The sequence below is a fragment of the Bacteroides sp. LFL-34 genome, from assembly GCF_027257075.1.
GTDB lineage: Bacteria > Bacteroidota > Bacteroidia > Bacteroidales > Bacteroidaceae > Bacteroides > Bacteroides ovatus.
The window spans coordinates 68113-83761 of record NZ_JAPQKZ010000004.1; the positions used below are offsets into that span (position 1 = coordinate 68113).

18 protein-coding genes and 2 pseudogenes are annotated in these 15649 nt (G+C 36.4%); 14 read left to right on the plus strand and 6 right to left on the minus strand.

Annotation, left to right across the window (positions count from 1 at the left end):
* Positions 1-236: 236 nt before the first annotated feature.
* The 6 genes from N5O98_RS03455 (at position 237) to N5O98_RS03480 (ending at position 4788) form a co-directional block, all read left to right on the plus strand.
* Positions 237-590 (plus strand): hypothetical protein, encoded by a 354-nt coding sequence (locus N5O98_RS03455; RefSeq protein ID WP_005679027.1) that lies wholly within the window; start codon positions 237-239, stop codon positions 588-590.
* Between the two features lie 89 nt (positions 591-679).
* Positions 680-1024, plus strand: a complete 345-nt coding sequence (locus N5O98_RS03460; RefSeq protein ID WP_070782710.1) for a hypothetical protein — start codon at positions 680-682, stop codon at positions 1022-1024.
* Between the two features lie 21 nt (positions 1025-1045).
* Entirely contained in the window at positions 1046-2116 is a 1071-nt protein-coding gene (locus N5O98_RS03465; protein WP_182426433.1) for a penicillin-binding transpeptidase domain-containing protein, read from the plus strand.
* 106 nt (positions 2117-2222) lie between these two features.
* Complete coding sequence (locus tag N5O98_RS03470) at positions 2223-4382, plus strand: glucosaminidase domain-containing protein (RefSeq protein WP_269495496.1); 2160 nt, start codon at positions 2223-2225, stop codon at positions 4380-4382.
* On the plus strand, positions 4345-4503 hold the full coding sequence (locus N5O98_RS03475; RefSeq protein WP_165861952.1) for a hypothetical protein: 159 nt from the start codon (positions 4345-4347) through the stop codon (positions 4501-4503). The genes N5O98_RS03470 and N5O98_RS03475 overlap by 38 nt, the downstream gene beginning before the upstream one ends.
* A gap of 24 nt (positions 4504-4527) precedes the next feature.
* Positions 4528-4788 (plus strand): hypothetical protein, encoded by a 261-nt coding sequence (locus N5O98_RS03480; protein ID WP_117809441.1) that lies wholly within the window; start codon positions 4528-4530, stop codon positions 4786-4788.
* Here the strand turns inward: N5O98_RS03480 and N5O98_RS27555 are convergent.
* Both N5O98_RS27555 and N5O98_RS03485 read right to left on the minus strand, forming a co-directional pair.
* Positions 4785-4880: pseudogene (locus N5O98_RS27555) on the minus strand (HNH endonuclease); the annotation flags it as partial. The gene N5O98_RS03480 and the pseudogene N5O98_RS27555 overlap by 4 nt on opposite strands.
* 9 nt (positions 4881-4889) lie before the next feature.
* On the minus strand, positions 4890-5030 hold the full coding sequence (locus N5O98_RS03485; protein ID WP_269495499.1) for a hypothetical protein: 141 nt from the start codon (positions 5028-5030) through the stop codon (positions 4890-4892).
* Positions 5031-5174: 144 nt separating this feature from the next.
* Between N5O98_RS03485 and N5O98_RS03490 the strand changes: the two genes are divergently transcribed.
* From N5O98_RS03490 to N5O98_RS03505, 4 genes are all read left to right on the plus strand, one after another.
* Positions 5175-5375: a hypothetical protein gene (locus tag N5O98_RS03490; RefSeq protein ID WP_195469966.1), complete on the plus strand. Its 201-nt coding sequence runs from the start codon at positions 5175-5177 to the stop codon at positions 5373-5375.
* An 81-nt stretch (positions 5376-5456) separates the two neighbouring features.
* The gene (locus tag N5O98_RS03495; protein WP_005679035.1) at positions 5457-5612 is read left to right on the plus strand and encodes a hypothetical protein; all 156 of its coding nucleotides are present in this window, start codon (positions 5457-5459) and stop codon (positions 5610-5612) included.
* 97 nt (positions 5613-5709) lie between these two features.
* Positions 5710-5883 (plus strand): hypothetical protein, encoded by a 174-nt coding sequence (locus tag N5O98_RS03500; RefSeq protein WP_269495502.1) that lies wholly within the window; start codon positions 5710-5712, stop codon positions 5881-5883.
* Between the two features lie 33 nt (positions 5884-5916).
* Positions 5917-6099 carry a hypothetical protein gene (locus N5O98_RS03505; RefSeq protein WP_004296552.1) on the plus strand — a complete coding sequence of 61 codons (183 nt, stop codon included), beginning with the start codon at positions 5917-5919 and terminating at the stop codon, positions 6097-6099.
* Between the two features lie 351 nt (positions 6100-6450).
* Here the strand turns inward: N5O98_RS03505 and N5O98_RS03510 are convergent, their stop codons facing one another.
* Positions 6451-6795: a hypothetical protein gene (locus N5O98_RS03510; protein WP_224262825.1), complete on the minus strand. Its 345-nt coding sequence runs from the start codon at positions 6793-6795 to the stop codon at positions 6451-6453.
* Between the two features lie 102 nt (positions 6796-6897).
* Here N5O98_RS03510 and N5O98_RS03515 point away from each other — a divergent pair, with 102 nt between their 5' ends.
* Entirely contained in the window at positions 6898-7176 is a 279-nt protein-coding gene (locus tag N5O98_RS03515) for a hypothetical protein (protein ID WP_117809445.1), read from the plus strand.
* A 335-nt stretch (positions 7177-7511) separates the two neighbouring features.
* Positions 7512-7769, plus strand: coding sequence for a hypothetical protein (locus N5O98_RS03520; protein ID WP_004296555.1), 258 nt, complete (start codon positions 7512-7514; stop codon positions 7767-7769).
* A gap of 94 nt (positions 7770-7863) precedes the next feature.
* On the opposite strand, the gene N5O98_RS03525 is transcribed toward N5O98_RS03520, so the two are convergent.
* Positions 7864-9732, minus strand: a complete 1869-nt coding sequence (locus N5O98_RS03525; RefSeq protein ID WP_224262824.1) for a recombinase family protein — start codon at positions 9730-9732, stop codon at positions 7864-7866.
* A 108-nt stretch (positions 9733-9840) separates the two neighbouring features.
* On the opposite strand from N5O98_RS03525, the pseudogene N5O98_RS03530 reads away from it, so the two are divergent.
* Together N5O98_RS03530 and N5O98_RS03535 are read left to right on the plus strand one after the other, a co-directional pair.
* Positions 9841-10461 (plus strand): annotated as a pseudogene (locus N5O98_RS03530) (ATP-binding protein); the annotation flags it as partial.
* Positions 10462-10558: 97 nt separating this feature from the next.
* Entirely contained in the window at positions 10559-12112 is a 1554-nt protein-coding gene (locus N5O98_RS03535; RefSeq protein WP_032852407.1) for a sensor histidine kinase, read from the plus strand.
* 515 nt (positions 12113-12627) lie between these two features.
* Here the strand turns inward: N5O98_RS03535 and N5O98_RS03540 are convergent.
* Both N5O98_RS03540 and N5O98_RS03545 read right to left on the minus strand, forming a co-directional pair.
* Positions 12628-13614 carry a DUF4973 domain-containing protein gene (locus tag N5O98_RS03540; RefSeq protein ID WP_004311164.1) on the minus strand — a complete coding sequence of 329 codons (987 nt, stop codon included), beginning with the start codon at positions 13612-13614 and terminating at the stop codon, positions 12628-12630.
* A gap of 19 nt (positions 13615-13633) precedes the next feature.
* Positions 13634-15646: a RagB/SusD family nutrient uptake outer membrane protein gene (locus N5O98_RS03545; protein WP_004311163.1), complete on the minus strand. Its 2013-nt coding sequence runs from the start codon at positions 15644-15646 to the stop codon at positions 13634-13636.
* Positions 15647-15649 lie beyond the last annotated feature (3 nt).

The following is a 15649-nucleotide window of genomic DNA, read 5'->3' on the forward strand; positions in this document are numbered from 1 at the left end:
GGCAATGCGAGAGCCCGTTACAAGGATAAAGCAAATAGTGTTCCCACACCTTTCTATATGTAATAGCCAACTATAGGGAACAGGTTGGCATAAATACAGGTATATAAGAAACAGACAGTCTATTTTACTACTCAACAGTTCTTTATTAAAGAAGTGTGCAACTCTATGTTGTGTTCCTCACACTATAATTAATAACTAAAAGCCTGTTAAGGAACAAAAGGGCATCTATTAATGATATGAAGAAAGTAATTCTATTGTATGTGATGATTCTAATTTCAAGTATCATATATGCAGATGAGATTAGAAATGTAAATGGAGAAGCTAGAGGTTTTAGTAATACCAGTGTAATTATTAAGATTAAAGTACAAGATAATGGTAAAATTACCGCCATAGCTCTGTATGATGATTATGCTATACTCAATAAAGACAAATGGATGAGTATATATGTACCTATGCGTAAGATTGAAGACGACATAGCTAATCCCAATATTCCTAAGGAAACAAAGAATTATCTGTTAAAGGACTATCCTAAGAAGAAATATTACGGCAATACTAAAATCAATAATAAGCCTGTGACAATTATATTCTAATCATAAATATCGCAGTTATTTATTGACAATTATTATTTAATATCCCAAAGGGGTTAACTATATATTAATCAGCTAAGGAGGAATTTACAATGAAGAGACCAAATGTAAACATATTGTACATCTGTGTAATATTTGCACTAATTACATTATTCAGTTGTAAAGGAAAGGGTGGTACTTATAGGGACGGTGTATTCTATCCAAATGATGAGAAACTGGCAGGTAGTAAGAAAGTTACGAAACCGGATGGACATGAATATATAATGTTTTACAATAGAGATGGGACACCACAAAGCGGAGAAGGAATGCATCATCCTACCTGTAAGAAGTGTAAACAACTAGAGAAAGAAGGGTACTATGAACATCAATTTATACTAAAAGACGGAAAGAATATTCATGACCCTAATTGCTCTGTATGTAAAGAATGGAACAACTAATACAGAAACTACTCTAAGGTAATGAAGAACGAATTTATAGCGTTAATAATATTGTTCTTATTAGTTTCCTGCCAATCTAGGCAACAAGTTACAGAGAATATCTCCACAATAGATAGTATATTACAAGTAAATGTAACTTCTCTACTGGAGAATAAACTATCTGAACTCGATGCTTTATCTGGGCAGGCTATAGTAATGGAAGTTCAATCAGGGCAAATAAAAGCTCTGGTTGGACTTACTAAGAAAGACAGTACGAACTACCAATCATGTGAGAACTTCTCTGTATGGCAGTCTACTGGTCTGATGCACCCAATATCGCTATTGGTAGCTTTAGAAACTGGTAAGGTGAAGTTGAGTGATAAGGTTGATACTGGAAATGGTATCTATCAAGTTCATGGCAGAGAGCTTAAAGACCATAATTGGCATAGAGGTGGATATGGTGAGCTTACAGTACAAGAAGGATTGGCAGCTAGTTCCAATATTGCCATTTATAAGACAATGGAGAAAGCATTTGGTAATAATCCCCAAGCATACTTTAATTTATTAGCTAATATGAGCTATGGTAAGCCAGATAGTATCACAGGAATAGCCAATCTAAAGCCTGCACACATTGTAACTCCTAAAGATAACAATTGGGCTAAGAGTGATTTTGCATGGTCAAGTATTGGATATAATCAACAAATATCGCCAATCCAAATACTAACCTTCTATAATGCTATTGCTAACAATGGGAAGATGATACAGCCTCAACTATATAAGGATAGTGTAGTAGTTATTAATCCCCAAATAGCAAGTAGGGCTAGTATTGATAGTTTGAAGAAAGCTCTAGTATTTAATATTACTGACGGATTATGTCAACCTGCCAAGTCTGATAAGGTAGTAGTTGCAGGTATGCAGGGAACTAGTTCATTATCTACTAATGAGGATAGTACTAAGGATATGTATGCGGTAGAGTTCTGTGGTTACTTTCCTACTGATAATCCCAAGTATAGTATCATTGTATCTATTAATAAGGCTGGATTACCTGCAAGTGGTGAACTAATGGCAGGTGATGTATTTAAGAAGATAGTTGGATTACTATTTCCTTATTGAATCATACTCATGCTGTTAATATAATATTCAACCTTTCTTAGTCATATATCTATATATAATACCCCTATGCCGGAAAGGTTGAATATTTATAAATGGCAAACGAGACATGCGCAAGAAGTTCATCAAATCAAGTCGCCCAACCTATAAGAAGCGAATCAAGAAAGCTCAACAAGGAATGAAGTTCGTAAGTTATAATCCAGTAAGTAATCCTACAATAGATTACACTGATATTACTAATCCTATTAATCCATTTAGTGAGTATAATTATAATACAACTTACGATAAACCAGAAGCTTTAGTAGTACCAGTAAGAGATACTGAAGAAACTGATGTAGCTAATAATCCTACAGCAGAGCCAGTAATTAATAAGTCAGTAGCTAGTAAACCTGTTACCGATAAACCTGTTACTGCCAACTCAACTTGGAAGAGTCCATATACTAACAGAAAGCAATGGTCTACAGAACTTATTAATGCCTATAAGAAGGCAGGTATTACTAATGATAATGCAATTAGAATGTTATTAGCACAAGACGCATTAGAATCTAGTTGGGGTAAATCTGCACAAGGTAAGTACAACTTTGGCAATTTAACTACTGGTAGTTCATGGAAAGGTGATTATGTAACTGGTAATGATAAAAATGCTAAAGGTGAAGCTATTAAGCAGAAGTTTAGGTCTTATAATTCTATGGATGAGTATGCAGCAGATAAGATACAATTCTTAAAGAGACTATATGACTTTGATGAGAATGATGATATTAATAAGTTTGTAGCTAAGCTTACTGGTTCTAATAAAGGTAAGAGAAGATATGCAGAAGCTACTAATTATGCTAAAGTACTTACTGGGGTATATAATGGTATTCCTAAAGGTGAGAATGGTATGATTATTAAGTATCAAGAACCTGCACAACCTATTAAGTATATGGGAGGTTATGATAAGAGAGGTAATATAGTATTGCCAGTTAATAATGAGAATGGTATGAATAATGTAACTTTACCAGAAGTAACAGTTACTCCTAGGAATATAAATCTGGCAGGAGCTGTAGATAGAGGAAGGAGAGAAGCCGCACCTTATGTTAGTACATTATTAACAGGTGCAATATTTGGACCATTATCAGTAGCAGGTGGATATGCAGGTAATGAAGCAGTTAATAAGATAACTAATATAGCTAGTAATGACAAATATAAAGACTGGGCTGATATGCTTTCTAAGACTACAGGAATGAATCCGGTAGTTGCAGATTTCTTTAACATAGGTAATTTGGCAGGTGGATTTGGAATGCGTAACTTTGGACCTAAGTTAAAGCCAGTAAAAGATATGGCTGTTGGTGGTAACAAATGGGCTAGAGCTAGAGTAATTAGTAAGGCTATTGACGAAGCTGTAAATAAGGGTAATCCTAAAGTTAAGAGTATTAATAATGAAATAGGACGTATAAGGGCTAATAATATTCCAGACGGAACATACGAGTTTAAAGATAACAATTTTAAACTGCCTGACTATGTTACTCCTAATTCACCAGCTGACCCTATAGAATTACATGCAACTAGGTTGGCTAATGGAGGATTTGACAGATTACCAGAAACAGTAAACGGTCAAAGGTATTTTAATGCTGGTAATTATAATTGGGCTTATAAGAGCAACTCAATGTACCCTAAGATACATTATTATGATAAAGCACCTTTGGAAACTATAGGCAAAGTATCTGATGATTTCATTAATGCTAGTACTAATAAGTTACCTACTGGTGAATCATATATGAAGTCAAGAGGGTTGTTAAATGACAACATGATATTTGCCACTTCTAGTACGGGAAACATCTATGTAGGAAGGAGTGGGTTATCTAGAGTTGCTAGTGACTTTGGAGATAATAATATACGTAGGACAGTTAGCCATGAAATGGACCACGCCATTCATATACCAGGAGAGGCTCCTAAAGGATTTGATACTAGTTTAACGGACTTGTCTGGCTACTTTAGTGCAAGGAATGGCACAGAGTTAACTGGTAGAGGTACACAGATTAAAGACTACTACGGACTATCATCTCCAGACCAAGAGATTACAGAGGACATGTTAAGGTATGCAGCTAAGAATTACATTAAAGATACAGGAATGGATAATAACATGACAGAGTTCTTTAAATCTATTGTAGATTGGAAGGAAGCTGCCAAATGGTTGTCGAAGTGGTCAACTATGATTGGCACTCCGGTAACTATATCTAAAATGAATGAATATGATAACAGCAGAATATTGGATGGAAGGAATCAATAAAGTGCTTGATAGATATGGACTATCAAGAGAGGAGTTTTGGAAAGACCCCGAAGCATTCATTAATAATTTGGAAGATAAGGATGCAAAGCTTACATTGGAGTTCTACATGCAAATAGTATAACTAATAATAATTAAATGAATTAATATGACTAATGAACAATTAAATCAATACTATAGTAAGGATGCAGATAAGAAGCAGTGTTGGGTAAGTAAAGACCATAACTGTCCATTAAAGGAACAATGTAATGGACTTGTTAAGCCAGAATGTAAAGAGCATATAGACAATGAAGAAGCCTGCCATGTTGTTGATAAGATGATAGAATGGTATTACCAAGTGGAAGAACCTGAATTTCTAAAGTTCTATAATTGTCACTTAGAGATGTTAGAGAGACATGGAAGGAATTAGTTATTCCTTCCTCTGTTAGCAGGGATATTTAATGGACGTAAATTATTAAGCTTATTAGTACCACCTTCAGAAATTGGTTTAATATGGTCTACTTCCCAACCTTAAGGATGTTCAGCTTTACCATAAGCATCACGATGTATATATTCACCACTGGCATCTTTGCGAAGTCCGTCCTGTACTAAAGTGGCTTTACTGAATATTATATCCAGTTCTTCTTCTGTCCATTTAGGTCTTACTTCCATAATCTTAGATATTAGAATTAATAACTGCAAATATAGCAATAATTATTAATATTCCAAGACATCCTAAGAGAGTATGGAACGCATTGACAGGTAAGTATTTTGTATATCCATTAATAGGAACTACATTAATAGGAGGAATGAGTTATGATAGAAATGAGTAGTAGTGAATATAGTAAACTATTTGATGAACTTTATGCTAAATTTGAAGCAGGAGAGATTACAGCAGAGGAAGTATGTGTAGAATTGGATAAAATAGATATGATTATATATTCAGGTCCTCCTCTACGTAACTTAACAGAGAAGTTAGATGATATGCTAGATGAGCAACCTAGTAACAATACTTAACATATCTCCAGTTGTTTACTTCTTTAATAATGACTAACTCTATATCATAGATATGCAACTAATAATCTTAAATGAATTAATATGATAACAGCAGAACAGTGGAGAAACGGGATTAATTCTGTGCTAGATGAGTACGGATTATCAAGAGAGGAGTTTTGGAAAGACCCTAAAGCATTTATTGATAAGTTGGACAATCAGGCAGCAAAGCTTATGCTAGCATTCTATATGGGATTATAATTATAAACCTTAAATGAATTTATGAGAAGATTTAACAAGTATGGATTTGGTACAGCAGTTGGAGTTCCTACTGCGGCTACTATTAATAACAATGATAATGGGAAGTAAGGATAAAATAATACCCGAGTGGTGCAATATTAAATGTGAGAAGATAGTTGAAGAAATTGCACCCGGATTCAAATGTGTTAAGGATGCTATAACAGGTGAAATATTGGCTTTTATATATGAGGAGTTAGATGATGATATGCTAGATGAACAGGCAGATGAATAACTATGAATATGATAACAGCAGAGTATTGGATGTATGGAAACAATGACAGCAAGTGAGATGTGGGATATTATGGAAGAATTAGGAATTGCAGTAGACAAATCTTTCATTGAGCCCTGTGATTTAACTCCACCCACTTTAGAGGAACTATGTAGAATGTTTGGAGTTAATAGCTTAGAGGAGCTTAGAAATATGCCTCACGGTCCAATGGCTTTCTGATATTAATAAGAAGAATTTATGAGAGTTATTAAATGAACTAGGTAAACTAGGATATAAGAATGGAGGTAAATTATGAATATGAAGAGAAACAAGAAACAGCAGTATCGTGTAACTAGGTACGAACTAAATGATAAGAATGAACTAGTAAAGGTTGACAATCCTGTAAACTGTAACCCTAGAAAGAAGTTACCCAAACAACTAAAGGAGATGTTAGACAAGCTATTATTTAACGATTGATTAACATACCTTCATTAGTTTAATTGGCTAATAATGAGTAACTTCACAAGAAATCGAGCTGTATTCTTGTTCTATTAGATTTAATCATTAAGATATATTCTTTGATGTTAAAGTTTATCGTTTAGGTGGCTTATTAGGTACTCGACATAAATGATAACCACGGACTTTAAATACTTTCAAAGCCTGATGATTCTTATAACTGTCATTACACTCCTTACAGATAGGAGTAAGACACTCGGTATAAATAAGTCTACCTTCTGCATTTAGTCGTCCGTATTCAGCAAGTACATGCCCACCAACAGCAGGGTTGTCATTAGTAAATGACTTCTTACAGCAAGGGCATATAGTAATGAATCTTGTAAATATATTGGTTTTATAACAGTAGGCTATCCACGACTCGTAACCATATTTACACGCTTCATCATCAGCAACAGCTTGTAAACATGTTATCTCCTTCAAAATACCTGTAACCAATAGAACACCCATAACTAGCAACTTTTATGAAATTCTACTACAAAGATAAGAATTAAACTAATATCTCGTAACTATAAATAAACTAATATGAATAATAATCAATCAGAGAATAAAGAACCAGACTTCTTCACTCCTAATGCTCCAATTAAATACGTAATGGCAGGAGGAAGAGGAGTAATGATAGGTTGCGGAATTATAACAGCCTTATATGTCATAGGCGTAATTATAGGGCTGTGTTTGGGATATGGTTGGAGTAGCCTTCTTCTGCCTTTCCTGCCATTCATCATAATTGGATTTATTGGCTACATTTGGGAGATGTTTAAGAAGTTCTATAATCTGGGATATGATAAGAAACGTAGGATATAAAGTCTCTGTATGCCTATATATCCTACCCTACCTTCCGCTAGTAAATTCCTATGTACTTGACCCTACTAGTAGGGAATAGTAATATTATTACCTAGCCATTCAAATAACTTGTTTAGATAATACTTGATAGGCTAGATACAATATTACGTATAAATCAATTATTATATAAGAATTAATTATCATACAAGAAATCCTTATTATTCCTTTGAGGTTATTAAATTTCATACTACATTTGCAACGCATTTCCAGATAATAGTTAATTTACTAGCTTATAATCTGAATATCCAGTAAGGTTTGCTGGTAATAAATGTATTATTAACTTAATAATTAAAACTATGTCAAATTTGGAAAATGCAAATGTAAAGAGTGCTGAAGAACGTAAACGTGCAGAAATGCATAGAACTTATGGAATGTGGTATAAAGAGGGAGCAACAGCTTCCGACCTTGTTTCTTGGTGTGATGCAAGAATAGCAGTTTACAGTGAATGGATTAAGAACTGTACAGAACTGAAACATTCAAGTCAAGCACAGTTATTGAGTGGCATGTCTAAAGAAGCTTTAGAAGCAGCTTTAGCTGCATTAAACGCCCAATAGCATCTTTCGTGAGGTTGTGTCAAGACATTGGCACAACCTCATTTTCAATTTAATCAACCACATTTACTAGTTAATAATTATATTCAGTGAAATATTACATCTTGTAAGTATAATCTATTTCCCAACCATTCTGCATACATATCTTTATCAGTTCATTAAAGGTTACTGTTAAATCTACATCTTCTGTTTCAGTCACCAATGTGGCATTAGAGATAACAAAGTACTCTCCGGCATCATAAGCATCAAGCTTATTCTTTCCATTTTGGAATGTGGCATAATTACCGCTAATATAATAGGCTACCTTATTATTCCTCTGATTACCGTCATATAGGACATTATAAATTCCATTTATAGTATATACTTCCAATAGAACTATACCATTCTTCATTATCCTATTAGTAGCTGGTGATACATAGGTTGTAATCCTATAAGGATATATCTTGTCTACTAGTTCCATTACTAAGTTCCTCATTTTAATAGGGTCTGATTCTGCCTTCTCAATGGCATCCTTTGGCAAGGTAGGTTGGTTGAAGAACGTCCTCATATTCTCCAATCTTAACTTCTCTACATTTAAAGCTTCTATCTTATCCTTGCACTCCGCTCTCTCATTCTCACACTTAGTTAGGGTTTTATAGTACTTATCTTTAGCTATATCCATTACAGAATCCGGAGCATCCATATAAGCACTATAAGCTCTTTCTATCAATCTATCCATGTTAGATATATGAGATGTAAAGTTGGCTATATTCATTTCCAAATTGGTTATTTTATCGGTAAGTTCCACCACCCTAGCTACTCTATCCTCATCATTCAAATTGGCAAATCCTATTAACTCCTGTTTAACTAAGCCCCAAATAATAGCTTCTAATTTCTCATTACTAATTGTAATGCGACTACTACAATCTGTAGCATTATTGATACCCGACATACATGACCACCTAATAGCTACCTTCCCATTCATCAATCTATATTTATCCCCCTTATCTCCACCACGTTTCTGTGGAGTTAATGAGTGTTCACAGATAGGACATTTAAGAAGTTTACTCAATATATAAGTAGCCTGTTTTGGATAAGGAGTTCTAGCAGTTCTATTTGTAGCTCTCTTAGTGGTGGCTTTATCGAACATAGCCCTAGTTATGATAGTAGGTATCTCGACTTCAAACTCATCTACATCTTCTGTATCTGGGTCAGTAAGAGATACAACCTTTATACCAGTACAATAAGGTTCAAAGGTTAAAATATGCTCTATAGTCCCTATGCTGAATTTCTTATTAAATTGTTCACCATACTTGGCAGTAATAGCCAAAGCTGTAGATTTCAGTGTTGCACCGTCTTTAACATATTCTTCAAATACATCTACCACAACTTTAGCGGCATCATCATTTATCACCCAACTATTCTTCTTACCCTTATCTCTACCACCATATCTTTTATAACCAAAGAAGGGCTGTCCTATACTCATTTGATTGTTATCCAGTTCATCACGTCTACCAGATGCTATTTGTGTTTTCATACTCTTTATGTATTTCCAAGCAGCATCAAAGGCAGCACCTATAATAGTTTCAGCATCTCTAACTTTCTTGCCAGTTACAGGGTCTATAGTCCAAGTATCAATATCCCTAAAATACACAGGAATATCCATGTTGATAAGCTGTCTAACATATAACCGACCCGACATAGGGTCACGACTCATTCGGCTAACTTCCGACACTAAAACGACATCAAATTCCTTATTAATAGCAGCATCTTTTAGACGTTGAATAGACTGCCTATCTCTCTTACTTGCATCATCTTTACCAGTGATATGCTCACCAAATATCATATTATCACTTGACGTATAACCAAACTTCTTAGCCAGTCTAGTTAGGTCATTTACCTGTCGCTCATAGTCTTGCTTCTTAGTTGAGCACCTAATCAAAAATGCAGCTCTCATATCTGTTACATTTAATATTATTGCAATCAAGACTATTAGCTAACTATCTATAATGCAATATAATAGCACAGATAATAGTCTTTACCTCTCGCAAAGATAAGAAAGTTTCTACAATGGTGCAAGTATTTTAAGAATAGCGAATTGCCGGAATTCAACCGAGGAGTGCTGGAAGTGTTGCGTCAACCATTGGAAGACCGCCAGATCACTATTTCCCGCATCAAAAGTACTATCAGCTATCCGGCCAATCTGATGCTGATTGCATCCATGAACCCATGCCCCTGTGGATATTACAACCATCCGACAAAAGCATGCGTATGCAGCCCCGGACAGGTTCAAAAGTACTTGAATAAGATATCCGGTCCATTATTAGATCGCATCGACATTCAGATAGAGATTGTACCTGTACCCTTTGATAAGATTTCCGATCAAAGACAGGGAGAATCGAGCAATATCATCAGACAGCGAGTGATAAAAGCCCGTCAAATGCAGGAAAGACGCTACACCGAATATACCGGAATTTATTGCAATGCACAAATGAACAGCAAACTGCTTGCAATGTACGCTCAACCGGATGCCAAAGGACTTGCATTGCTAAAAAATGCAATGGAACGACTCAATTTATCTGCCCGAGCCTACGACCGGATTTTAAAAGTTGCCCGTACAATCGCCGATTTGGAAGGAGCAGAACAAATACTCCCCAATCATTTGGCAGAGGCTATCAGTTATCGGAATCTCGACAGAGAGAACTGGGCTGGATAATAACAATGAATATAAACATAAGAGAATTATTTCATCGATAACACTATCTTTTTTCATATATTTGTTTTACATTTGTGACAAACAAATATGCAATCATATGAAAACATCAATAACAAGTCTTTTAATGATATTTTGTTTGAGCATATTGGCTTATGCGCAAACTCCCCAGGACAGAGCCACAGAACTAAAAAAACAAGCGCAAAGCAGTCTCAATCAAAAAGATTACATCAAAGCGCGTTACTTATTCAAAAAAGCATACGAAGCATTTGCAACCCGCGGAAACTATCCACAGGCGATAGAATGTGGTGTTCAGGCCAATGCTTTATACGTCAGAGAGAACTTTTACAAAGAAGGATTCGAACTTTGTCGTGACATGGACCAACTTATATGGACCGGAGAGCAAAATCAGAAGAAAGTCTTTTATGACCTCCGCTTCCTCGTAAACAAGGAGCGGTTGCAGATGTACACGGCACTTAAAAATCCAGCCCAAGCAAAAACACAGCTGAATAAATTGGAAGAAACCGCTAACCTTGCCAAGAATGACTCACTGACAGAGGTTTTACTGTATACAAAAGCCAACTATTACTATACATTTAACCAAAACACGCAAGGTGATGCCTGTTTCCGCAAACTGATTAATCAATATAAGGAAAAGAAAGACTATGCCAAAGTGAATGATTGCTACAAGAACCTTATCGGAATTGCCCGTAAAGCCAATAATGCCCCTTTAATGGAACGCACCTATGAAAGTTACATCGTTTGGACAGACTCCGTGAAAGCTCTGACAGCTCAAGACGAACTGAATGTACTGAAAAGGAAATATGACGAAAGCCAACTGACTATACAAGAAAAAGACGACACACTATCAGCCAAACAATACATCATTATAGGTCTGTGTGTTCTTGTAGTCATCCTCGTTGCCGGACTGGCAATACTGGCCGCCATATTACTGAAATTTATAGCCGGCAACCGCAAATTAAAGAAAAGTGTGAAGATTGCCAATGAACATAATGAATTAAAAACCAAATTCATTCAGAACATATCCTCACAGATGGAACCGACTTTGAATACGTTGGCTACCTCTGCGAATGAACTTTTACAGAAAGCCCCTCAAGAAGCGAGCCAAATGCAGAGCCAAGTCGCTGCTCTGAAGAAATTCAGCGATGATATCCAGGAACTGTCTTCATTAGAGAATTCATTAACCGAACTCTATGAATTGGGTGAAATCAACGTAGGTACTTTCTGCGAAAATGTAATGGATAAGGTTAAGGAGCATATAAAAATAGATGTTACTCCTTCAGTCAACGCTCCCAAACTTCAGGTAAAGACAAACAAGGAGCAACTGGAACGTATCCTTCTCTATTTACTGAAAAATGCAGCCTACTACACCGAACAAGGACGTATCAGCCTTGAGTTCAAGAAACGTGGTGCACATACTCATCAATTTATCGTGACGGATACGGGAATCGGTATTCCGGCAGAGCAACAGGAAAATATTTTCAAGCCTTTCACGGAAGTGAAAGACCTCACTACAGGAGATGGGCTAGGATTACCAATCTGCTCACTTATCGCCGCAAAAATGAATGGTAGCCTGACGCTAGATACCAGTTATACCAAAGGAACCCGTTTCATACTGGAACTTCACGTCTAAATTTTGCATAAAACGAATAACTTGTATCATTAGATTACTTTCTAATTTGTTTATTATAGTTACCTTTAGCAAAGAGTATTCCAAACACAAACTTGAAAACATACAAAAATATGAACAATTTCCCATATAAACGGATATCACGTTTTAAATAAACCTTTGAGTAGTTTATTAAGAACAGTATTTGAGTTTATTAAAAACTTTGCAATCGGATTTCCGAGTTCTCAACTCTATCTATTACAACAAAAAGGCTGCAAATTTCATGAAATTTGTAGCCTTTTTGCCTATAGCCGATACACCATTTCTGATACTAATCAGGAAATAAAAAGCATTTGTCAAGAACCTATTGTTTTTTTGCTGAAAAAATAAAGAGAAAACTAACTTATATATAATAAGATAGCCTTCTCTCTATTTATAAACTGACTTTCCGCTTTATTCTACAGAATATCATCTCACGATATTTTGTATCAATAAATATCAGACAATAAGATCTTACTCTTGCGGCATATTTCCCATTTTTACCACTGAATAGCTTGGTCTGTATCAGGAATCAAGCTATTAACTTTTCGTTCCATCAACATACTACCTTCAGCACGACAAGGTACAACGATATCTTTATCTTCATACGTTGTCACATCATCATACGTATATGACATATAAATCGTCGTGAAATGATGTTCCAAATAAGGAGTTACTTCATCTAAAGACATGCTAGTCGTATAAGTAGGCGCATCTCCTATAAGTCGGAAGTTCATGGCATTAGTCGGATCGGCAGGTTCAGCTGTCAGTGTCCCATTTTCGTTAAAAGTCAACACAATCTTATATTTATCTCTATCCTTCAATTCTTCACTAATGACTCCGGCATAGAAGAAGCATTGATTCTCACTCACTACATGCAAGGTACGTGTACTTGAAACCATAGCACTCGTATTATCCATCATATATACAAACATATTGGTGGCCCCATAAGCTCCTGAATAATCATTAAACGGCATCACACGGAGAAGTGCTTTACGATAATTCTTGCGTGGATTCGGATCATACGAGTCACTATCCAAAATCGTCAATGGAAGTACCCATTTATCAACAAGATCCAGTCCGCTAAATTTGAATTTAATATCAAACAAACCTTGACATTCCCCAGCCGGAATATGACAAGTAGGAGAGGCAAACTCATAGTGTTTCTTATCCAGCAATTGAAAATACAAGTCTTCACGTTGTTTCCAGCGAGCTTCATTCAAACCAATCAATGTATCCGGATCCACATCAATAGCAACATCCAGATCTCTTTCATTCATAGTAGAGCCACCTACAATCACCGGTAGCCGATAAGTCACTTCACCGTTCGCTTGATAACGCAAATATACATCAGTCACTCCCTTACTATTGACAGGGGCTTTCAATCCGACATTTTGCACATACACTTCTTCCACCCATTCATTGTTACATGCACCAGTCAGAACAAGCGTTAATAACAATATAAAATATACGATATAATTTTTCATATTTTTCCATTTAATAAGGTTAATCATAATATGTCCATCCCGGGTTCTGAGTCAGACGCAAGTTTCTTCTCAACTGATCATGGGAAATCGGCCAGAAATACATTTTACGGCTAAAAGTAGTCGGCAAGTTCGAATTGATCACTTGAGTATGAAATAAGTCTCTTTCTGTTTTACTCATATATGCATTGCAACCATACATCTGCTGCGACTCCTCATATTCGGCATCCTTCCAACGGCGCAGATCAAAGTAACGACTGTTTTCTGCAAATAACTCTATCTGGCGCTCATGCTTCAAATGCTTGCGGAACTCATCAGCATTCTCATAAACATCTGATCCAAAATCGGGAACTCCTCCACGAATACGAACTCTGGAAATAGCATAACTCATTTCATTCTTATCACGTGAAATATCATAAGACTGAGTTCCATCCCATGAAGGAATCTGATAAGTACTCGCACCTAATTCATTTAATGCCTCTGCATACCATAACAACACGTCAGCATAACGAATACCAATCACAGGCTTTGAGATAACCCCTCCCTCTGTCTTAAAGTTGTCACGAGAACTAACAAATTTCCTGATCCCAATACCAGTAGCCAACCAACGATCACCTGAATTACTCCAGCCACTCTCTTCACCACGATAATACCATATGATTAGATTCCGGTCATACGACTGTACAGCATTAGTACCATTCCATAAGCAACCATTGTATGCTACCGTAGCATAAAAACGTGGTTCACGATGTCCATATTGTTTATTCACACCTTCCACCAATGGTGCCCAATCACCACTAGCTGCTTCCTCGGCACTCACATAATTTTCATCACCCGTCCAGTCTTTCGTCTTATCAAAAGGTTTTCCGGTATTCATCTGATAGGCATCGCATTGCTTACCTGTCATAGCATGACAATTATAACCTCCGAATGCTATTGGCATCTGATGTTGAATCATCGTATTGATATCTCCGTTGTTCTGTCCGGTTGTAAAAATCATCTCTTTGTTTTCCGAAGGAAAAATCACTCCATTAAAAAGTGTCTCGTAAGACTGTAACGGGTCAATATTCCGCCATCCTGCAGGAAAATCCGCATGAGAATATACCGCATGCGTAGGAGGAGCAATCGTTGCCGGATTATCAATTGTACCAGTAGAGTGAGCTGAGACCGTATGTAGCTCATACACACCCTTACGACCAAGTTCTACCACATCACGAGCAGCTGCTGCCGCCTTTGCCCACTTTTCTTCATTGTATTCTTGAGCCATCAGATAGCGTCCTTCATCATCCACCAAATCCGTGAAACGTTCAGTATCGGTTGGACGCGGATTATTGAGAGGGCTGGCAGCATAAAGCAATGCTTTTGCGCGAGTTGCCAAAGCTGCTCCGCGAGTAGGACGTGCCATATTACGTGTATCACGTTTCAATGGTAAGTCTTTCGCTGCAAGCTTCATTTCCTCTGCAATGTAGTTGACACAATCGTCATACGTGCTACGTGGGATATAAAGATCCTCATAAGCAGCATTATAGTCCATCACACCATCATTAGGTATAATTGGTATAGGCCCGTACTTTTGCAACAACTTCCAGTAGAAATAAGCGCGTACAAAACGAGCCTGTGCCTTATAATCAACAATTTCATCCGGAGTCATTTCTTTATTTCTGTCAATATTATGAATAAAAATCGAGGCATGACGGATACCATCATAAGCTTGTGCCCAGGAGTCTTGTTTCCAATTCTCATCATATTCACAATATTTGAATACACGATATTCAAGATTACGGTCGCTATAACACATATCGTCAGAAAAGTTAGTAATACAGTTATCTTTCGAACCAATATCGATGTTACTCCATGTCAGCCAAGCGTATGCAGTCGCCAACCATTGTTCCGACCATTCTTTATTTTCGAATATATTTTCCAAACTCTGGGTATTTTCTCCCAATTTCCCCTCCACGCTCAAATAATCTGAACAAGAGGAAACCATCATTCCCATACTGATAATGGTGGAAAACAATATATGTTTCTTTTTCATATT